Origin of the sequence: Sinomonas humi (assembly GCF_000802235.1) — a bacterium.
In the GTDB taxonomy this organism is placed as follows: domain Bacteria; phylum Actinomycetota; class Actinomycetes; order Actinomycetales; family Micrococcaceae; genus Sinomonas; species Sinomonas humi.
In genome coordinates this window covers 24,748-45,666 of the sequence record NZ_JTDL01000013.1, presented here as the reverse complement: position 1 = coordinate 45,666, position 20,919 = coordinate 24,748, and the positions used below count along the sequence as shown (strand labels likewise).

The following is a 20,919-nucleotide window of genomic DNA, read 5'->3' as shown; positions in this document are numbered from 1 at the left end:
ACCCACACACTCGGCGCGCTGAGGGAATGCCCCGGCCGCGCCACAGAATGAAAGGACGCCAACTATGGCGAAGCTCACCCAGGACGAGCTGATCGAGGCCTTCAAGGAGCTCACCATCATCGAGCTCTCCGAGTTCGTGAAGAAGTTCGAGGAGGTCTTCGAGGTCACCGCTGCTGCCGTGGCCGTTGCCGGCCCCGCCGGTGGCGGTGCTGAGGCTGCTGCTGAGGAGGAGAAGGACTCCTTCGACGTCATCCTCGAGGCTGCTGGCGACAAGAAGATCGCGGTCATCAAGGAGGTCCGTAGCCTCACGTCGCTCGGCCTCAAGGAGGCCAAGGACCTCGTCGACGGTGCTCCCAAGGCCGTCCTCGAGGGCGCCAACAAGGAGACGGCGGAGAAGGCCAAGGAGGTCCTCGAGGCCGCTGGCGCTACCGTCACCCTCAAGTAAGCTTCACGCTTGCCCGAAGGGCCCCGGTTCCCGTTGCGGAACCGGGGCCCTTCCCGTGTCAGCCCCGACGAGTGGCCGCTTCCCAGACGAGTGGCCACCACCCACCCGCCGACTGGTCACAGGGGCTCGCTGATGTCCGCGACGGTCGCCCCCAGCGATCCGAAGAGCTCTTCCGCGTCGACGAACGCGCTGCGCCCGTGCTCTCCCGCGCCGAGGGAGATCCGGCCCGAGATGCTCTCGTCCGCGAACACCGGCCACGCCGTCGTCGATCCAACGGGCGTGATGGTGCCCCGCTCGTAGCCGGTCGCGTCGAAGGCGACGTCGGCGGATGGCATCGAGAGCCGGTTGACGCCGAGGAGCCGGCGCAGCTTGGGCCACGAGATCTGCCGGTCGCCTGGAATGAGGGCGAAGAGGAAACTGCCGTCCGGATGCCGGACGACGAGCGTCTTCACGACCTCCCGCGGCTCGATCCCGAGGTTTGCCGCCGCCTCCTCGAGGCTCTTCGCCCGCCCGCGTTCGGCGAGCTCGACGCGGAGGCCGCGCGCCGCGGCGTCGTCCGCAAAGCGCTCGTAGCCGCTCACGCCCGGCTCAGTCCCGGTAGAGGAGGAGGGCTTCGCCCTGCCCTCCGCCGCCGCACAGCGACACTGCGGACCGCCCCTCGCCGCGCCGCGCAAGTTCGAGGGCGGCGTGCCCGGCGAGGCGCGCGCCGGAGGCCCCGATGGGGTGCCCGAGCGCGATCGCCCCGCCGTGGATGTTCGTCTTCTCGAGCGGGTACTTGAGCTCCTTGAGCGACTGCACGGCGACGGATCCGAAGGCCTCGTTGATCTCTATGAAGTCGAGATCCTCGGTCGTCCAGCCAGCGCGGGAGAGGGCGTTCGAGATCGCGTTGGCGGGCTGTGAATGCAGCGAGTTGTCGGGTCCAGCCACTTGCCCGGGCTTGCCGACGACGGCGAGCCACGGGAGGCCGTGTTCCTCGGCGTAGGCGCGGCTCGTCACGACGAGGGCGGCGGCGCCGTCGGAGAGCGGGGAGGAGTTGCCTGCGGTGATCGTGCCGTCCGAGGCGAACGCCGGCTTGAGCGGCGCGAGCGTCTCGAGGGTTGTGCCCGGGCGGATGCCTTCGTCGGCGGCCAGCGTGATCGGGGCGCCCTTGCGCTGCTGGATCTCGAGCGGCGCGATCTCGTCGTCGAACACGCCTGACTCCTGGGCTGCCGCGGCCCGCCGGTGGGACGCTGCGGCGACCTCGTCCTGTGCCTTGCGGTCGATGCCGAGCGTGAGGTTCCGGCTTTCGGTCGAAAGGCCCATCGACTGGCCGTCGAACGCGTCGGTCAGCCCATCATGGGCGGCGACGTCGAGCGCCGCGACAGTGCCGTACATCCAACCCTGGCGCGACCCGGGCAACACGTGCGGGGCGCGGCTCATGGACTCTTGGCCGCCGGCGACGACGACGGTCGCGTCGTCCGCGCGGATCATGCGGGCCGCGTCGATCACCGCCGTGAGCCCCGAGAGGCACACCTTGTTGATCGTCACGCAGGGGACGTTCCAGCCGATCCCAGCCGCGATCGCACTCTGGCGGGCGGGGTTCTGCCCGGCCCCGGCCTGGAGCACCTGGCCCATGATGACCGCGTCCACGGCATCCGGGCCGATGCCGCTTCTGGCGAGCGCCGCGGTGATGGCGTGCGCGCCGAGGTCGACGGCGGTGAGCCCCACGAGCTGCCCATTGAGCCTGCCGAACGGGGTGCGCGCTGCGGAAAGGATGACCACTTCGTCGGTGCCGCTGCTCATGGCATCTCCTGTCACGTCGTCGTGCCTGCTCCGGGAGTCGGAGCGTGGTAGGGCTGACTTCAGGCTACCGCCGATAAGCCGATAAAGCGGCGGCGCGCAGGGCGGGAGGCGGGTGTACTCTGTGTGCGGCAGGATCCTCGCGGAGCCCTCTCAGGAGCCTCTTCAGGAGCCCTCAGAAGGGCACTTGACCGCGCTTGAGATGTGCGCTAGACACGCGCGCTCATAACGGCTATGATAGATCTTTGCGTTCTCCCTTTCTGACCTCCAGCCTTCATATAGCGGTGGGCTCGTGGGCGGCCGTCCATCTAACAGAAGAGTTGCTGGGCAGCTGCACGGTTGGGGGAGGGTGCGGACAATCCTGAAGGTCTGTGGAAGGATCCCTCTTGGTCGCCTCGAGCACCTCTGACAACCAAACCGCTAACACGGACGGCGCACGCAACCGGCTCTCATTCGCGAAAATCCACGAGCCCCTCGACGTCCCAAACCTCCTGGCCCTCCAGACCGAGTCCTTTGACTGGCTCGTCGGGAACGAGCGCTGGCAGGCTCGCGTGGCGAAGGCCGCGGAAGAAGGCGACGCTAGCGTCGCGACGACGTCCGGCCTCGCCGACATCTTCGAGGAAATCTCTCCGATCGAAGACTTCCAGGGCACCATGTCCCTGAGCTTCTCCGACCCTGAGTTCGCGGACCCGAAGTACACGATGGAGGAGTGCAAGGAGCGCGACGCCACCTACTCGGCCCCGCTGTACGTCAAGGCCGAGTTCATGAACAACAACACGGGCGAGATCAAGCAGCAGACCGTGTTCATGGGTGATTTCCCGCTCATGACCGAGAAGGGCACGTTCGTCGTGAACGGCACCGAGCGCGTGGTCGTCTCGCAGCTCGTCCGTTCCCCCGGCGCCTACTTCGAGCGCGCTGCGGACAAGACGAGCGACAAGGATATCTTCACCGCGAAGATCATCCCTTCGCGCGGTGCCTGGTTCGAGCTCGAGATCGACAAGCGCGATCAGGTCGGCGTCCGCCTCGACCGCAAGCGCAAGCAGTCCGTGACCGTCCTGCTCAAGGCCCTCGGCTGGTCCGAGAGCCAGATCCTCGAGGAGTTCGGCGACTACGACTCGATGCGCGCGACGCTCGAGAAGGACACCACGGAGACCAAGGAGGACGCCCTCCTCGACATCTACCGCAAGCTCCGTCCGGGCGAGCCGCCCACGGTCGAGGCTGCCCAGTCACTGCTCGACAACCTCTACTTCAACCCGAAGCGCTACGACCTCGCGAAGGTCGGCCGGTACAAGATCAACCGGAAGCTCGGCGTCGACCGCCCGCTCTCGGACCGCGAAGCGTCAGTCCTCCACATCGAGGACATCGTCGCGATGATCAAGTTCCTCGTCGCCCTCCACGCCGGCCAGAAGACCATCCCGGGTGTCCGTGACGGCCAGCCGGTCGAGGTCCGCGTCGAGGTCGATGACATCGACCACTTCGGCAACCGCCGCATCCGCGCAGTCGGCGAGCTCATCGAGAACCAGGTCCGCACGGGCCTCTCCCGTATGGAGCGCGTTGTGCGCGAGCGCATGACGACCCAGGACGTCGAGGCGATCACGCCGCAGACCCTCATCAACATCCGCCCGGTCGTGGCCGCGATCAAGGAGTTCTTCGGAACGTCCCAGCTCTCGCAGTTCATGGACCAGAACAACCCGCTCTCGGGCCTCACCCACAAGCGCCGCCTCTCGGCGCTGGGCCCGGGCGGTCTCTCGCGCGACCGTGCCGGCATGGAGGTCCGTGACGTCCACCCGTCGCACTACGGCCGCATGTGCCCGATCGAGACCCCTGAAGGCCCGAACATCGGCCTCATCGGTTCGCTCGCCTCCTACGGACGCATCAACCCGTTCGGCTTCATCGAGACCCCGTACCGCAAGGTGAGCAACGGCGTCGTCTCGGACGAGGTCGAGTACCTCACGGCCGACGACGAGGCTGAGGTCCAGATCGCCCAGGCGAACTCGCCGCTGAACGAGGACGGCAGCTTCGCCGAGGAGATGGTCCTCGTCCGTCAGCGCGGCGGCGGCGGCGAGCCCGTCCTGATCCCGGCCGACGAGGTCGAGTTCATGGACGTCTCCCCGCGCCAGATGGTGTCGGTCGCGACGGCCCTCATCCCGTTCCTCGAGCACGACGACGCGAACCGAGCCCTCATGGGCGCGAACATGCAGCGTCAGGCTGTGCCGCTCGTCCGCTCCGAGGCGCCGTTCGTCGGCACCGGCATGGAGCGCTCGGCGGCGGTCGACGCGGGCGACGTCGTCGTGGCCGCGAAGGCGGGCGTCGTCTCCGAGGTCTCGGCGGACCTCGTCGTCGTCCTCAATGACGACGGCACGGAGACGAACTACCGCATCGGCAAGTTCGACCGCTCGAACCAGGGCAACTGCTACAACCACCGCGTGCTCGTGAACGAGGGCGACCGTCTGGACCGCGGCGGCATCATCGCCGACGGCCCCGCGACGGATCAGGGCGAGCTCGCGCTCGGCCGCAACCTCCTCGTCGCGTTCATGTCGTGGGAGGGCCACAACTTCGAGGACGCGATCATCCTCTCGCAGCGACTCGTGGCCGAGGACGTTCTCTCCTCGATCCACATCGAAGAGCACGAGATCGATGCGCGCGACACGAAGCTCGGCGCCGAGGAGATCACCCGCGACATCCCCAATGTCTCGGAGGAGGTCCTCGCGCAGCTCGACGAGCGCGGCATCATCCACATCGGTGCTGAGGTCGAGGCTGGCGACATCCTCGTCGGCAAGGTCACCCCGAAGGGCGAGACCGAGCTGACCCCTGAGGAGCGCCTGCTCCGCGCAATCTTCGGCGAGAAGTCCCGCGAGGTCCGCGACACGTCCCTCAAGGTCCCGCACGGCGAGTCCGGCACGGTCATCGGGGTGCGCGTCTTCGACCGCGACAACGACGACGAGCTGCCCCCGGGCGTGAACCAGCTCGTCCGCGTCTACGTGGCGGCCAAGCGCAAGATCACCGACGGCGACAAGCTCGCCGGCCGCCACGGCAACAAGGGCGTCATCTCCAAGATCCTGCCCGTGGAGGACATGCCGTTCCTCGCCGACGGAACCCCCGTCGACGTCGTCCTCAACCCGCTGGGCGTTCCGGGCCGCATGAACGTCGGCCAGGTCCTCGAGACGCACCTCGGGTGGGTCGCGAAGACCGGCTGGAAGATCGAGGGCGAGCCGGAGTGGGTCCAGAACCTGCCGAAGCTCCCGCGCGAGACCGGGCCGAACCAGAAGCTCGCGACGCCCGTGTTCGACGGCGCGCGCGAGGAGGAGATCTCCGGCCTGCTCGACTCGACGAACGTGACGCGCGACGGCGATCGGCTCATCGACTCCTCGGGCAAGGCCCGGCTGTTCGACGGCCGCTCCGGCGAGCCGTTCCCGGACCCGATCTCCGTGGGCTACATGTACATCCTGAAGCTCCACCACCTCGTCGACGACAAGATCCACGCTCGGTCGACCGGCCCGTACTCGATGATCACCCAGCAGCCGCTCGGTGGTAAGGCGCAGTTCGGCGGCCAGCGCTTCGGCGAGATGGAGGTGTGGGCGCTCGAGGCCTACGGCGCGGCGTACACGCTCCAGGAGCTCCTCACCATCAAGTCCGACGACATCCACGGACGTGTGAAGGTCTACGAGGCCATCGTCAAGGGCGAGAACATCCCCGAGCCGGGCGTCCCCGAGTCCTTCAAGGTCCTCATCAAGGAAATGCAGTCCCTGTGCCTGAACGTGGAGGTCCTCTCCGCCGACGGCCAGACGATCGAGATGCGCGACTCCGACGACGCGGTGTTCACTGCCGCTGAGGAACTGGGCATCGACCTCTCCCGCGACGAGCCCAGCTCTGTCGAAGAGGTCTAGTCCTTCAGGCATCGGCATTACGAACGACTTAGAGAACGAGAGAACAGGGACCATATTGTCCAGCGAATCCTCCTTCGGCCTCATGCAGATCGGCCTCGCCACCGCGGATGACATCCGCAACTGGTCGCACGGCGAGGTCAAGAAGCCGGAAACCATCAACTACCGCACCCTCAAGCCTGAGAAGGACGGCCTCTTCTGCGAGAAGATCTTCGGCCCTTCCCGTGACTGGGAGTGCTACTGCGGCAAGTACAAGCGTGTCCGCTTCAAGGGCATCATCTGCGAGCGGTGTGGCGTCGAGGTCACGCGGGCCAAGGTTCGCCGTGAGCGCATGGGCCACATCGAGCTCGCCGCTCCGGTGACCCACATCTGGTACTTCAAGGGCGTTCCGTCGCGTCTGGGCTACCTGCTCGACCTCGCCCCGAAGGACCTTGAGAAGGTCATCTACTTCGCCGCGTACATGATCACGAGCGTCGATGAAGAGCGCCGCCACGACCAGCTGCCGAACCTCCAGGCCGAGCACGACCTCGAGAAGAAGCAGCTCGTCGACGCACGTGACTCGGACATCGCCGCCGTCGCCCGTGACCTCGAGGAGGACCTCGCCCGCCTCGAGGCCGAGGGTGCGAAGGCCGCCGACAAGAAGAAGGCCCGCGACTCCGCCGACAAGACGATGGCGACCATCCGCAAGCGCGCGGATGCCGACATCGAGCGTCTCGAGGCCGTGTGGGACCGCTTCAAGAACCTCAAGGTCGCAGACCTCGAGGGCGACGAGGCGCTCTACCGCGAGCTCCGCGACCGGTACGGCATGTACTTCGAGGGCTCGATGGGCGCCGAGGCGATCCAGAAGCGCCTGGAGTCCTTCGATCTCGAGGCCGAGGCCGATCTGCTTCGCGAGATCATCCAGAACGGCAAGGGCCAGCGGAAGACCCGGGCGCTCAAGCGCCTGAAGGTCGTCAGCGCCTTCCTCACGACGGACAACAAGCCGCAGGGCATGGTCCTCGACGCCGTCCCGGTGATCCCGCCGGAGCTGCGCCCGATGGTCCAGCTCGACGGTGGCCGCTTCGCGACTTCCGACCTGAACGACCTGTACCGCCGTGTGATCAACCGCAACAACCGCCTCAAGCGGCTCCTTGACCTCGGGGCGCCCGAGATCATCGTGAACAACGAGAAGCGCATGCTTCAGGAAGCGGTCGACTCGCTCTTCGACAACGGCCGTCGCGGTCGCCCGGTCACGGGCCCGGGCAACCGTCCGCTCAAGTCGCTCTCCGACATGCTCAAGGGCAAGCAGGGCCGGTTCCGCCAGAACCTGCTCGGCAAGCGCGTCGACTACTCGGGCCGTTCGGTCATCGTCGTCGGCCCGCAGCTCAAGCTCCACCAGTGCGGCCTGCCGAAGCAGATGGCGCTCGAGCTGTTCAAGCCGTTCGTCATGAAGCGGCTCGTGGACCTCAACCACGCGCAGAACATCAAGAGCGCCAAGCGGATGGTCGAGCGCTACCGGCCGCAGGTCTGGGACGTGCTCGAGGAGATCATCACGGAGCACCCGGTGCTGCTCAACCGCGCACCTACCCTCCACCGCCTCGGCATCCAGGCGTTCGAGCCGCAGCTCGTCGAGGGCAAGGCCATCCAGCTCCACCCGCTCGTCTGCGCGGCGTTCAACGCCGACTTCGACGGCGACCAGATGGCCGTGCACCTGCCGTTGAGCCCCGAGGCCCAGGCCGAGGCCCGCATCCTCATGCTGTCCTCGAACAACATCCTGAAGCCGTCGGACGGTCGCCCCGTGACCCTGCCGTCGCAGGATATGATCATCGGCCTCTACCACCTCACCACCAAGCGTGAGGCGGCAGCCGGCGAGGGCCGCGTGTTCTCCTCGGTGCCCGAGGCGATCATGGCGTACGACAACCACGAGCTGCACCTCAACGCGCAGGTGAAGATCCGGCTCGAGGGCTTCGTCCCGTCCGCCGAGCGCCCCGCCCCCGAGGGCTGGGAGGCTGGCGAGCCGGCGCTCGTCCAGACGTCGCTCGGCCAGGTGATCTTCAACGAGACCCTTCCCGCGGACTACCCGTGGGTCGAGTCCGTCGCCGACAAGGGCAAGCTCTCGCAGATCGTCAACGATCTCGCGGAGCGCTACCCGAAGGTCGTCGTCGCGGCGACCCTCGACAACCTCAAGGACGCAGGCTTCCACTGGGCGACCCGTTCGGGCGTCACCGTGGCCATCTCGGACATCGCGGTGCCCGAGGCGAAGCCGGCCATCCTCGCGGGCTACGAGGACCGTGCGGCGAAGATCCAGAGCCAGTACGACAAGGGCCTGATCGACGACGAGGAGCGCCGTTCCGAGCTCATCGAGATCTGGGACAAGGCGACGACTGAGATCGCGGCCGTCATGCGCGAGTCCATGCCGAAGATGAACACCATCAACCGCATGGTCTCCTCTGGCGCTCGTGGTAACTGGATGCAGGTTCGCCAGATCGCCGGTATCCGTGGCCTCGTGGCCAACCCGAAGGGCGAGATCATCCCGCGCCCGATCAAGTCCTCCTACCGTGAGGGCCTGTCGGTGCTCGAGTACTTCATCGCCACCCACGGTGCGCGAAAGGGCCTCGCCGATACGGCTCTCCGTACGGCGAACTCGGGCTACCTCACTCGTCGTCTCGTCGACGTGTCGCAGGACGTCATCGTGCGCGAGGAGGACTGCGGCACCGAGCGTGGCCTCATGGTCCCGATCGCTACCCCGGACCACAACGGCGAGCTCGTCCGCGACGAGAACGTCGAGAACACGGTGTACACGCGTACGCTCGCAGTCGACGTCGTCGACTCCGAGGGCAACGTGCTCGCCGAGGGCGGTGCGGACCTGGGCGACGTGCTCATCAACCGTCTCGTCGAGGCGGGGATCACCGAGCTCCGTGTCCGTTCGGTCCTCACGTGTGAGTCCGCGGTCGGTACGTGTGCGAAGTGCTATGGCCGTTCGCTCGCGAGCGGCAAGCTCGTCGACATCGGCGAGGCGGTCGGCATCATCGCCGCCCAGTCGATCGGTGAGCCTGGCACGCAGCTGACGATGCGTACGTTCCACACCGGCGGCGCCGTCTCGGCGTCCGGCAGCGAGGACATCACGCAGGGTCTTCCCCGTATCCAGGAGCTCTTCGAGGCGCGTACCCCGAAGGGTGTCGCCCCGATCTCCGAGGCGGCAGGCCGTGTCTCGATCGAGGACACCGAGAAGCAGCTGCGCATCGTCCTCACCCCGGACGACGGCACCGAGGAGATCGCCTACCCGGTCTCCCGCCGGGCGCGTCTGCTCGTGGAGGAAGGTCAGCACGTCGAGGTCGGGCAGAAGCTCGTCAACGGCCCGGTCGATCCGAAGCAGGTCCTGCGCATCCAGGGTCCGCGCGAGGCGCAGAAGTTCCTTGTCGACGAGGTCCAGGGCGTTTACCGCTCGCAGGGCATCGGCATCCACGACAAGCACGTGGAGGTCATCGTCCGCCAGATGCTGCGTCGCGTCACGGTCATCGAGTCCGGCGACACGGATCTGCTTCCGGGCGAGCTCGCCGAGTCTCGTCGCTACCGTGACGAGAACCGCCGCGTCGTGTCCGAGGGCAAGAAGCCGGCCTCGGGCCGTCCCGAGCTCATGGGCATCACCAAGGCGTCGCTCGCCACGGAGTCCTGGCTCTCGGCGGCTTCGTTCCAGGAGACGACCCGCGTCCTCACGCAGGCTGCAATGGAAGCGAAGAGCGATCCGCTGCTCGGCCTCAAGGAGAACGTCATCATCGGTAAGCTCATCCCGGCCGGTACGGGTCTGCCCCGTTACACCGAGGTCGCGGTCGAGCCGACCGAGGAGGCCAAGGCGACGCTCTTCACCGGTCCGAGCGCGTTCAGCGACTTCGCGTACGATCCCCTGGACGGCGATGGCGTCCAGGAGTTCCACGCGATTCCGCTCGACGACTACGACCTCGGCGGCGGCGACTACCGCTGACGCCCGGGTCCTGAGTCTGCTGCTCTAGGGCAGCGGACGACGGCGTAGCGAACCACGCGCGGCCGGCCTCCCTCAGGGGATGCCGGCCGCGCACCTTTGTTGGTCACGTCCCGCGGGTGCGCGCGCGTTTGTTGGTCACGTCCCGCGGGTGCGCGGCTAGAAAACGGACGACGGCGTGATCCCCGCTCGGGCGCGCTGCGTCGTCGTCCGCCCTCGGGCACCGTCGGGAGGTGACGGTTGAACGGTGGGGGAGACGCCGTTTAGGGGAGGACGTCCATCGCGTGCTAAGATTTCTACGATTGTTTCTGTGTGGCAGAGGATGATGGCCGCCGTGTCAAGGCGCGGAGGAAGCCTGTTTCCGGGTTGCGGGGTTGATGCGCAACAAATGCCACACTTTCGCACGCCTACGGTCGAACACCACCGCAGCGAGTGTGGAATCGACCGTCAAATGCTCTTGAGGCAGGCCCGGCATCCGGGCAAGCCCGTCCGGGCGAAGTTCAACGAAGTACGGAGAACACGAAAGTGCCTACTATTCAGCAGCTGGTCCGCAAGGGCCGCACGCCGAAGGTCTCCAAGACCAAGGCTCCTGCCCTCAAGGGCAGCCCCATGCGCCGTGGCGTGTGCACGCGTGTGTACACGACCACCCCGAAGAAGCCGAACTCGGCCCTCCGCAAGGTGGCCCGTGTCCGCCTCAACGGTGGCGTCGAGGTCACGGCGTACATTCCCGGCGTCGGCCACAACCTGCAGGAGCACTCGATCGTGCTCGTCCGCGGCGGCCGCGTGAAGGACCTCCCGGGTGTGCGCTACAAGATCGTCCGCGGTGCGCTCGATACGCAGGGCGTCAAGAACCGTCAGCAGGCCCGCAGCCGCTACGGCGCGAAGAAGGAGAAGAAGTAATGCCTCGCAAGGGTCCTGCCCCGAAGCGCCCGCTCGTCGTCGACCCCGTCTACGGCTCGCCGCTCGTCACTCAGCTCATCAACAAGGTGCTCGTCGACGGCAAGAAGTCCACGGCTGAGCGCATCGTCTACGGCGCCCTCGAGGGTGCCCGCCAGAAGACCGGCGGCGATCCGGTCGCCACTCTCAAGAAGGCGATGGACAACGTTCGTCCGACCCTTGAGGTCAAGTCCCGCCGCGTCGGTGGCGCGACCTACCAGGTTCCCGTCGAGGTCAAGCCGGGCCGCGCAACGGCGCTCGCCCTGCGTTGGCTCGTCGGCTACTCGAAGGCCCGCCGCGAGAAGACCATGACCGAGCGCCTCCAGAACGAGCTTCTGGACGCCTCGAATGGTCTCGGTGCCGCGGTCAAGCGCCGCGAGGACACGCACAAGATGGCCGAGTCGAACAAGGCCTTCGCGCACTACCGCTGGTAAGAGCCTGATTCGCCGCCGGCCTCACGAGGGCCGGCGGCGAATGCGCAGCCTACAAAGGGAAACATAGGGAGACACCGTGGCACTCGACGTGCTTACCGACCTCAGCAAGGTCCGCAATATCGGCATCATGGCGCACATCGATGCCGGCAAGACCACCACGACCGAGCGGATCCTCTTCTACACGGGCGTGAACCACAAGATCGGCGAGACGCACGACGGTGCTTCGACGACCGACTGGATGGAGCAGGAGAAGGAGCGCGGCATCACCATCACGTCCGCCGCCGTTACCTGCTTCTGGAACCAGAACCAGATCAACATCATCGACACCCCCGGCCACGTGGACTTCACGGTTGAGGTCGAGCGCTCCCTGCGTGTGCTCGATGGCGCCGTTGCCGTCTTCGACGGCAAGGAGGGCGTCGAGCCGCAGTCCGAGACCGTCTGGCGCCAGGCCGACAAGTACGACGTGCCCCGCATCTGCTTCGTCAACAAGATGGACAAGCTGGGCGCCGACTTCTACTTCACCGTCGACACGATCGTGAAGCGCCTCGGGGCCAAGCCGCTCGTCATGCAGCTTCCGATCGGTTCTGAGAACGACTTCGTCGGTGTCGTCGACCTGCTCACCATGAAGGCCCTCGTCTGGCCTGGCGACGCCAAGGGCGACGTGACCATGGGTGCTGCCTATGAGACCCAGGAGGTCCCCGCGGACCTCAAGGAGCGCGCTGAGGAGTACCGCCACCAGCTCGTCGAGACCGTCGCTGAGGCGTCCGAGGAGCTCATGGAGAAGTACCTCGAGGGCGAAGAGCTCACGGTCGAGGAGCTCAAGGAGGGTGTGCGCAAGCTCACCGTCAACTCCGAGATCTACCCGGTCTTCTGCGGCTCGGCGTTCAAGAACCGCGGCGTTCAGCCCATGCTCGACGCGGTCATCGACTACCTTCCCTCGCCCCTCGACGTGCCGGCCATGGTCGGCCACGATCCGAAGGACGAGTCGGTCGAGCTCAACCGCAAGCCGAGCGAGACGGAGCCGTTCTCGGCCCTCGCGTTCAAGATTGCGGCTCACCCGTTCTTCGGCCAGCTCAACTTCATCCGCGTGTACTCGGGCAAGGCGACGTCCGGCATGCAGGTGCTGAACTCGACGAAGGGCAAGAAGGAGCGCCTCGGCAAGCTCTTCCAGATGCACGCCAACAAGGAGAACCCGGTAGACGAGCTCCACGCTGGCCACATCTACGCCGTCATCGGCCTCAAGGACACGACGACGGGCGATACGCTCTGCGATATCAACAACCCGATCGTCCTCGAGTCGATGACGTTCCCGGAGCCGGTCATCTTCGTCGCGATCGAGCCGAAGACGAAGGGCGACCAGGAGAAGCTCTCGACGGCTATCCAGAAGCTCTCCGCTGAGGACCCGACGTTCACCGTCTCCCTCAACGAGGAGACCGGCCAGACCGAGATCGGCGGCATGGGCGAGCTCCACCTCGACATCCTCGTGGACCGCATGCGCCGCGAGTTCAAGGTCGAGGCCAACGTCGGCAAGCCGCAGGTCGCGTACCGCGAGACCATCAAGAAGAAGGTCGAGAAGGTCGACTTCACGCACAAGAAGCAGACTGGTGGTTCCGGCCAGTTCGCGAAGGTGCAGGTCACGTTCGAGCCGCTCGACACGTCGGAGGGCACGTTCTACGAGTTCGTGAACGCTGTGACGGGTGGCCGCGTGCCGCGCGAGTACATCCCGTCGGTCGATGCCGGCATCCAGGATGCCATGCAGTTCGGCATCCTGGCGGGCTACCCGATGGTGGGCGTCAAGGCGTCCCTCACCGACGGTGCCTACCACGACGTCGACTCCTCGGAAATGGCGTTCAAGATCGCCGGTTCGCAGGTCTTCAAGGAAGGCGCTCGCCGCGCCAACCCGGTGCTCCTCGAGCCGCTCATGGCGGTTGAGGTCCGCACGCCTGAGGACTACATGGGCGATGTCATCGGCGACCTCAACTCCCGCCGCGGCCAGATCCAGGCCATGGAGGACGCGGTGGGCGTCAAGGTGATCCGTGCGCTCGTCCCGCTGTCCGAGATGTTCGGCTACATCGGCGACCTGCGCTCCCGGACCCAGGGCCGTGCTGTCTACTCGATGCAGTTCGACAGCTACTCCGAGGTCCCGAAGGCTGTCGCCGAAGAGATCATCCAGAAGTCGCGCGGCGAGTAGTTCTGGAAGGTGCCCGCACGCCGTCGTCTTCGGGATTGACCCAGAGGGTTTCTCCCAATAGCGGACGACGGCGGCGGGTCACCACACTGTGGGGCTGAACGCCCCGCGAATTTTACGAAAGAAACAGCCCCCCAGTAGACTTGCCAGAGTTTCAGTTGCGACAAGCGCGGCTGGAGGCAGTCTTCTTAAGAAACCTTCATAGGAGGAACCAGTGGCGAAGGCAAAGTTCGAGCGGACTAAGCCGCACGTCAACATTGGCACCATCGGTCACGTCGACCACGGTAAGACCACGTTGACCGCTGCCATTTCCAAGGTGCTTGCCGACAAGTACCCGGACCTGAACGAGAAGCGCGACTTCTCGTCGATCGACGCGGCTCCTGAGGAGCGCCAGCGCGGCATCACCATCAACATCGCCCACATCGAGTACCAGACGGAGAAGCGTCACTACGCTCACGTCGACGCTCCGGGCCACGCCGACTACATCAAGAACATGATCACCGGTGCGGCTCAGATGGACGGCGCGATCCTCGTGGTCGCCGCCACCGATGGTCCGATGGCCCAGACTCGCGAGCACGTTCTGCTCGCCCGCCAGGTCGGCGTTCCCTACCTCCTGGTTGCGCTGAACAAGGCTGACATGGTCGACGACGAGGAGCTCCTTGACCTCGTCGAGATGGAGGTCCGCGAGCTCCTGTCCTCGCAGGGCTTCGACGGCGACAACGCTCCGGTGATCCGCGTCTCGGGCCTCAAGGCTCTCGAGGGCGATCCCAAGTGGGTCAAGTCGGTCGAGGACCTCATGGACGCTGTCGACGAGAACGTTCCGGATCCGGTTCGTGACCGCGACAAGCCGTTCCTCATGCCGATCGAGGACGTCTTCACGATCACCGGTCGTGGCACGGTCGTTACGGGCCGCGCCGAGCGCGGCACGCTCGCCCTGAACTCCGAGGTCGAGATCGTCGGCATCCGCCCGATCCAGAAGACCACGGTCACGGGTATCGAGATGTTCCACAAGCAGCTCGACGAGGCATGGGCTGGCGAGAACTGTGGTCTTCTCCTCCGCGGTATCAAGCGCGAGGATGTCGAGCGCGGTCAGGTCGTCGTCAAGCCGGGTTCGATCACCCCGCACACCGACTTCGAGGCGAACGTCTACATCCTCTCGAAGGACGAGGGTGGGCGTCACAACCCGTTCTACTCGAACTACCGCCCGCAGTTCTACTTCCGTACCACGGACGTGACCGGCGTCATCACCCTCCCCGAGGGCACCGAGATGGTCATGCCCGGCGACAACACTGAGATGACTGTTCAGCTCATCCAGCCGATCGCTATGGAAGAGGGCCTCGGCTTCGCCATCCGCGAGGGTGGCCGCACCGTTGGCTCGGGCCGCGTCACCAAGATCATCAAGTAGTCTCTTCGAGATCTTGGGGGCCGGTAGCAGGCCTTAGCTGAGGAAACCCCGTCGCAGGATTGCGGCGGGGTTTTCTTGTCGCCTATTATTCCAACGAGTGGATTAATCGTCCGAGGGGGAATGATGGTAACCAGGTCTTCCGAATTCGACGCGGGTTACGCGGAGGGGCTCGAAGTCGGGCGACGCGAAGGTTTCCTGCAGGGGCACCGGGCTGGGTTCATCGAGGGGCATCGTGCTGGCTGGGAGGACCGTTCTGCGGCAAGCGCTGCGCCTTCGGCTCCGGCCCCGCCACAACCACCCCGAGCGAGGCCGCCTGTCGAAGGCAGAGCGCCATTCCTCCGCCCGCCAGCGGCGCCGCCGCTGCCCCGCGGGCCGCGCCCTGCGCATCCCCCTACCCTGAAGCCCAGCTCCGAGAGGTACGACGACGAGGACGCCGCCCGCCGTCGCCGGCGCCGCGGAATGCTGAACGCGAACATCGCGCTGTACGCGGCGACTCTCCTGTTCGTCGCGGCTGCTGCGCTGTTCCTCGCGAGCGCCGTGGGCGATGCCCTGCGACTCGTCGCCCTGCTCACGGTCACGGCGCTGTTCTATGCGACCGGCCTGGTGGTGCACCCACGCGTACCACGTCTCCGGCCGGCTGCGGTGGCGTTCACCGGCACGGGACTCGCGCTTCTGCCGGTCTCTGGTCTCGCGGTCGACGTTCTGGCCGTACGCAGTCCTGCCTTGACCTGGTTCGCGACGAGCGTTCTTGGGCTCATAGCGTTCGGGATGGCGGCGGTTCGGCTTGAGAGCCGCATTCTTGTCTACGCGTCGCTCACGTTTGCGTTCTCTGGGGCGTGGTCCGGTGCTGCGGCGCTCGGTGGTGCCCTCGCCGTTGATCTGGCGGCCCTCCTTGTCTTGTCGGCCGCCATGGGGGTCCTCGCGCTCGTTCGTCCGCGATGGATTCCGCGGGCCTATCTGCGTCCCGTTGTCCGTGTGCATCCGCTCGCGGCCCCCGCGGTGCTGGTCGCGGCAACGATCGCGTCCGGGACTTTGGAGCGTTGGCAGTACCCCGCACTGGTGGCCGCCGTGTGTGCCTCCCTCTCCGTGGCCGCTCTGGTGCGGGGCCCGGCGCTCGTGCGCCGGCTTTCATGGTGGGGCGCACGGGCGACGGCAGCCCTCGCGACGGCTTCCGGGTTCGCCCAAGCCGCCGACCTCGGATGGCTGGGGAACGGCGCGGATCCGTTCGCGGCCGCGATCGCGGCCGCGGCCGTGACCCTATCCGGCGAGGTCTTCCTCGTCGTGTTCCTCGGAGATCGCCTCGAGGCCCGGGTGGGGCTCAAGCGCGGCCACATTGGTATCGAGCAGGCGTCGGCGGTCGGTCTGATCTCTTTGCTGGCCGTGACGGGCGTTCTGGGAGACACGGCGGACGGTCGCCTTGGCAGCGGTGCCGTGCTTTGGTCCTCGGCGGCACTGCTCGTGGCCGCCCAAGTCGTGGCGTGGTGGCACGGTCGGGTGGCCGAGTGGCTTCCGTGCGCAGCTTATGCCGTCCTCGTGATCGCGCACGGGTCGATGGGGCGTGTTCCCTTTGCCGTGGTTGTCGGGTGGGGAGCGGTGTACTGGCTCATCCGTGCTAGACGGCCTCGCAATCCTCGGCCGATCGCGGGACGTCCTTGGCATCAGACTCAGTTGGTGGCGGCGGCACGCTACGCGTCCCTTCTCGCCGTGCCTGCTGTGGTGGATGCCTGCGGGCCCGGTGTATGGGACGCTCTCGGCCGTGAGGTAGTCCTGGGCACCGCTTTCGCTGGCGTTGCCGCCGCCCAGCTCCTGCTCTCAGCGCTGCTACGAGTTCGCGGTCTCGCCGAATTCGGCCGTCCTGCGGCTCTCGTGATCATGTCCGCGGCGGCCGCTATCGGCTGCGGCCTAGTGGCCGTGACGGCGACGGGCTGGGTCGTCTATGCCGTGACTGTAGCGTTCGTCTGCGGAGCAGGCGTGGCACTCTCGGCGGTTTTCACGAGGGGCGACGAAGAGCGCAAGCGAGGCGCGCTCCTCTGCGTCGCCGTTCCGCCGAGCCTTTTGGCCGTTCTTGCGGGCGAGGGGTACCTGGCAAACCAGTGGGGTATCGCCAATTCGGTTCTGTGCGTGCTGACACTCGTACTGGGCGCTTCAGCGTTGCGCCTGCCAAGCAGTCTGGGCCGTTTGGCCTACGTGTGGCTTACTCGGATCGCGGGGATCCTCCTCGCCCTCGGGGTCTTCCACGCTCTTGGCCGCGAAGGGTGGAGGCTGAACGTCGGTGGCCAGCCAGTCTCGGGGTGGCAGATTCTCGCTGCCGTCACCCTCGCCCAGCTTTGTGTCCCGCTCGCGGCGGCGGCCCGAAGGGCCACCAAGGCGGCAGCCGCCAGAGGCGCCGAGGCGCGCTGGGCGCTTGAAGACGTGACGGTCACCCTTGGCCTAGCGACCGCTGCCTCAATGCTGGCGAGCCTGACGGAATGGCTCGGAGGTCCTCGCTCCCTCGGTCTTCCGACTTCGCTTCTCTGTGTGGGGCTGACGGTCGGCGCCGCGACGTCCGGCGTCGTGCTCCGCCGTCGCCCCGCCGCACTGGCCCTTTTGCCCGCCGTACTGACCCTGATCCCCGTGGCTGCCCGCGGCGACCTGCGAGTCCTCGAGATCGCAGTAGGGGTCTCGGCCGCCTATGCAGCCGCGATGGTGTACCTCGCCCCCGGGATCAGGCTTCGCGGCATTCACCTTCTCGCGGCCCGGGCGCTGCCTCTCATCCTGGCGGGGCTCGTCGCGCACGACGCGACCGCCTCGCCGACCGTGCTGAGCCTCGTCTTCGCTGTCGGGCTTGCGCTGCAGCACGCCGTGCGCCGCCTGCTGCAGCGAACGACGCCGGGGCTCCCGTTCCAGAGCGCGGCATACTGGAGCGCGTTGGCGGCCCAGCTTGCCCTGCCGATCGCCTACGCCTTCACATCCCGAAACGAAGCGGGCGGCGGGCGGTGGGTCCTATTGGTCGAAACGGCACTTGCCGCGGCCTCGGCGGTGGCGACACTGCGCGAGCATCCGCGGGCCAGCGACGGGGCGGCCAGTGCCGCATTCCTTGCGCTGATCTGGCTTGGGCCAGCCTTCCCGTTCCCAGCTGGCCAGCCACTATCGGAGCCCCTCCTCTCTTCGTTGGGCTTCGTACTCGCCTCGGCCGCGCTCGCGGGTGCGCACGCGTTCGGCCTCGGCCGTTGGGGCGGCGCGCCCAGACGGGGCAGCCCAGAGCAGCGTGAAAGCGGACTGCGCCCCGCTGTCTGGCCGTGGACCACCGGCGGACTGCTGTTTGCGTCTGCCGGGCTCATCGGTGCTCTCGGCGAGGAGCCGTGGGTCCTGAGCCTCGCCCTCAGCGCCGGGGCCGCGGTCCTCGTCACGGCCAGCTGGGTGTGGCGCAGCATCACTGGTCTGACGGAAGCGACATTTCCTACGGGCGTTCTGGGGTTCCTCATGGCCGGGATCGCGGCCGGGACGAGCGTGTTCGAAGGGGAGTCTGCGCCGTGGAGGTACGTGCTGCCGTTGCTCGTCGGAGGCCTGATTCCGGCCGGCGTCGGGCTCGCACTCCGCTGGGCGCCTCTGTGGCTGAGGGGCGACGAGCACCTCACCGCGCCGGTCGTCCAGCTCGCGATCGATCCAGTCCGCCGCTGGTCCCTCGCCGCCGGGGCCGGACTCGCCCTGATCCTGCCAGCGCTGGCCTCGTGGGACCGGCCCGCGGCGCATCTGCTTCCTGCTCTCGCGGCCGCCCTCGTCGCGCTCGTCGTCTCCGAGGTACCCCAACGCTGGCGGAGGGCATCAGCAGAACTCGGCAGCGTCGTCGTGCTGGCGGCAACGCAACGTGCGGTCTTCGCCGACGATGAGCCCAGCATGTACTGGCTCGTCCAGTGGTACGTCGCCGCCGCGGCCGTCATAGCACTGCTGCGCTACATAGCCGGTGATCGCAGAAATGGCCGCCGGGTGGGCCAACGATGGCTCACCGTTGCGGCCGGGACGGCGAGCTTCGTGGGCCTCGTCTCGGCACCCGAAGCGGACGCTGCCCGGCAGATCTGGCTGCTTCTGGTGTTCGTCGGCCTGACCGTTGCGGGACTTGCGGCAGCGGACCGCAGGTTCGCGGCGTGGGGCGGGGTCGGGGTGCTCGCCTGCGTCCTTTGGGCTGTCCGTGCCTACCCGTATCTGCTGCTCGCCGCCCTCGGCCTTGCTCTTGTCGGGGCGGCTGTCTGGTGGCTTCTGCGCGCCTCGCGCGGCACGCTGTTACGGTAGGAACGTCAACCGGGCAGCCCGGAGCACCCTAGTGAGGAAGGCCGCCGTGGCCTGGATAATCGTCATCGCTCTGCTCATCGTGATCGTGGGCGGCTATTTCAGCATCCGCAAGAACTTCAAGAACGAGATCGAGCGCGCGCGCCGCATCCGCAGGGCGAACCGCGGGGAGTAGCTACGCCGGGGTCCGTTCGCGTGCCGCGGTGAGCTGCCGGAGCCACTCGAACGAGGCCTTGGGCGTCCGCTCGAGAGTGTCGAAGTCCACGTGCACGAGCCCGAAGCGCTGGGTGTAGCCCTCGGCCCACTCGAAGTTGTCGAGTAGGGTCCAGACGAACCAGCCGGCAAGCTGCACGCCCTCTGCTGGGGCGCCAGGAGCTACTGACAGGAGTGCCGACTCGAGGTGGGCGGCGAGGTAATCGATCCGCTCGCTGTCGTCGATCGGTCCGTCGGCATGCTCGGGTTCAGGAAAGCTCGCGCCGTTCTCGGTCACGAGCACAGGGGGAAGCGCGTCGCGGTAACGGTCTCGCATCTGGGCGAGCAGTGTGCCCAGATGGGCCGGCGCGATCGGCCAGCCGAATCCGGTGTGTGGTAGCTCGGGAAAGTCCGCGAGGTGGAACGGCAGGCGCTTTAGCGCGGCCAGCTGGGGGTGGTTCCCGACCGGCACCGCTGCGGTGCGCGCCGCTCCTGCCCCGATCCGCATGGGGTAGTAGTAGTTGAGCCCGTAGAAGTCGAGTGGCTGGCGGATGAGGTCGAGATCGCCGGGGCGTACGGCGCGTAGGAGCGGTGCGAAATCGCGTTTCGCGAACCATGGAACCCGGGGATATCGGCCGAGGATGACGGGGTCGGCGAACAGGCGGTTGAAGATGACGTCGAAGAGCCCCGCGTGCAGCCGGTCGAACGGCCGCCACGATTTCGCCGAGACGGGCGAGTGGAGGTTCGTGATCCCGATTCCGCCGTCCGTCGACGCCCGCAGCGCCTGAACCGCCAGGCCGTGCGCGAGGAGCTGGTGGTGGATGGTCGGGAGGGCGTCGTAGAGGAGCTGCCTTCCCGGTGCGTGCACCCCGAGGGCATACCCGTTGAGCGTGACGGTGGCCGGCTCGTTGAGCGTGATCCACTGGCCCACGCGGTCGCCGAGCCGTCGCCCTGCCTCTGCGGCATAGTCGGCGAACCGCTCCGCCGTCCCGCGTGAGAGCCACCCACCTTCCCTCTCGAGGGGAAGAGGGGTGTCCCAGTGGTAGAGCGTCACAAGGGGGCGGATTCCGGCCTCGAGCAGGCCGTCGAGGAGGCGCTCGTAGAAGGCCCAGCCCTTCTCGTTCCACGCTCCGCGGCCATCCGGCTGGACGCGTGGCCACGCGATCGAGAGCCGGTAGGCGTCGACGCCGAGACGTGCCAGAAGGGCTAGGTCCTCGTCTGCCCGGTGGTAGTGGTCGTCGGCGATGTCAGGCGAGGCGCCCTCGGCGATCATGCCGGGGGAGTGCGCGAAGGTGTCCCACCCCGACGGTCCGCGACCGTCGTCGTCGACCGCGCCCTCGATCTGGAAGGCGGCCGTGGCGACCCCGAGCGTGAAGCCCGGGGGCAGCAGGGCTGCCAGACGGTCGACGGCGGCGCGAGGCATGGGCCTATC

Annotated in this window: 12 protein-coding genes; 9 read left to right on the top strand and 3 right to left on the bottom strand. The window is 67.1% G+C overall.

Going from position 1 to position 20,919, the window contains the following annotated elements; genetic code table 11:
- The first annotated feature begins 64 nt into the window (after positions 1–64).
- On the top strand, positions 65–445 hold the full coding sequence (gene rplL, locus LK10_RS00995; RefSeq protein WP_043119411.1) for a 50S ribosomal protein L7/L12: 381 nt from the start codon (positions 65–67) through the stop codon (positions 443–445).
- A 116-nt stretch (positions 446–561) separates the two neighbouring features.
- On the opposite strand, the gene LK10_RS00990 is transcribed toward rplL, so the two are convergent.
- Both LK10_RS00990 and LK10_RS00985 read right to left on the bottom strand, forming a co-directional pair.
- Positions 562–1,026, bottom strand: coding sequence for an aminoacyl-tRNA deacylase (locus LK10_RS00990; RefSeq protein WP_043119410.1), 465 nt, complete (start codon positions 1,024–1,026; stop codon positions 562–564).
- Positions 1,027–1,033: 7 nt separating this feature from the next.
- Complete coding sequence (locus LK10_RS00985; protein ID WP_043119409.1) at positions 1,034–2,227, bottom strand: acetyl-CoA C-acetyltransferase; 1,194 nt, start codon at positions 2,225–2,227, stop codon at positions 1,034–1,036.
- Positions 2,228–2,610: 383 nt separating this feature from the next.
- On the opposite strand from LK10_RS00985, the gene rpoB reads away from it, so the two are divergent.
- The 8 genes from rpoB to LK10_RS22800 all read left to right on the top strand — a co-directional run bounded on the left by rpoB (position 2,611) and on the right by LK10_RS22800 (position 19,470).
- Complete coding sequence (rpoB, locus tag LK10_RS00980) at positions 2,611–6,111, top strand: DNA-directed RNA polymerase subunit beta (RefSeq protein ID WP_043119441.1); 3,501 nt, start codon at positions 2,611–2,613, stop codon at positions 6,109–6,111.
- Between the two features lie 55 nt (positions 6,112–6,166).
- Positions 6,167–10,069 (top strand): DNA-directed RNA polymerase subunit beta', encoded by a 3,903-nt coding sequence (locus LK10_RS00975; protein WP_043119408.1) that lies wholly within the window; start codon positions 6,167–6,169, stop codon positions 10,067–10,069.
- A gap of 522 nt (positions 10,070–10,591) precedes the next feature.
- Positions 10,592–10,966 carry a 30S ribosomal protein S12 gene (gene rpsL, locus LK10_RS00970; RefSeq protein ID WP_043119407.1) on the top strand — a complete coding sequence of 125 codons (375 nt, stop codon included), beginning with the start codon at positions 10,592–10,594 and terminating at the stop codon, positions 10,964–10,966.
- Entirely contained in the window at positions 10,966–11,436 is a 471-nt protein-coding gene (gene rpsG, locus LK10_RS00965) for a 30S ribosomal protein S7 (RefSeq protein WP_043119406.1), read from the top strand. The genes rpsL and rpsG overlap by 1 nt, the downstream gene beginning before the upstream one ends.
- A 76-nt stretch (positions 11,437–11,512) precedes the next feature.
- A complete protein-coding gene (gene fusA, locus LK10_RS00960; RefSeq protein WP_043119405.1) occupies positions 11,513–13,627 on the top strand; it encodes an elongation factor G in 2,115 nt (704 codons plus the stop codon).
- A gap of 211 nt (positions 13,628–13,838) precedes the next feature.
- Positions 13,839–15,029, top strand: a complete 1,191-nt coding sequence (gene tuf, locus LK10_RS00955) for an elongation factor Tu (RefSeq protein WP_043119403.1) — start codon at positions 13,839–13,841, stop codon at positions 15,027–15,029.
- Positions 15,030–15,488: 459 nt separating this feature from the next.
- Complete coding sequence (locus LK10_RS00950) at positions 15,489–19,298, top strand: hypothetical protein (protein ID WP_043119402.1); 3,810 nt, start codon at positions 15,489–15,491, stop codon at positions 19,296–19,298.
- Positions 19,299–19,344: 46 nt separating this feature from the next.
- Positions 19,345–19,470, top strand: coding sequence for a hypothetical protein (locus tag LK10_RS22800; protein ID WP_269429477.1), 126 nt, complete (start codon positions 19,345–19,347; stop codon positions 19,468–19,470).
- On the opposite strand, the gene LK10_RS00945 is transcribed toward LK10_RS22800, so the two are convergent.
- Complete coding sequence (locus tag LK10_RS00945; protein ID WP_043119401.1) at positions 19,471–20,910, bottom strand: GH1 family beta-glucosidase; 1,440 nt, start codon at positions 20,908–20,910, stop codon at positions 19,471–19,473. It lies immediately after the preceding gene.
- Positions 20,911–20,919 lie beyond the last annotated feature (9 nt).

Coding starts and splice junctions, on each gene's coding strand:
- rplL (WP_043119411.1), top strand. CDS start 65: ATGGCGAAGCTCACCCAGGACGAGCTGATCGAGGCCTTCAAGGAGCTC.
- LK10_RS00985 (WP_043119409.1), bottom strand. CDS start 2,227: ATGAGCAGCGGCACCGACGAAGTGGTCATCCTTTCCGCAGCGCGCACC.
- rpsG (WP_043119406.1), top strand. CDS start 10,966: ATGCCTCGCAAGGGTCCTGCCCCGAAGCGCCCGCTCGTCGTCGACCCC.
- LK10_RS00950 (WP_043119402.1), top strand. CDS start 15,489: ATGCTGAACGCGAACATCGCGCTGTACGCGGCGACTCTCCTGTTCGTC.
- LK10_RS00945 (WP_043119401.1), bottom strand. CDS start 20,910: ATGCCTCGCGCCGCCGTCGACCGTCTGGCAGCCCTGCTGCCCCCGGGC.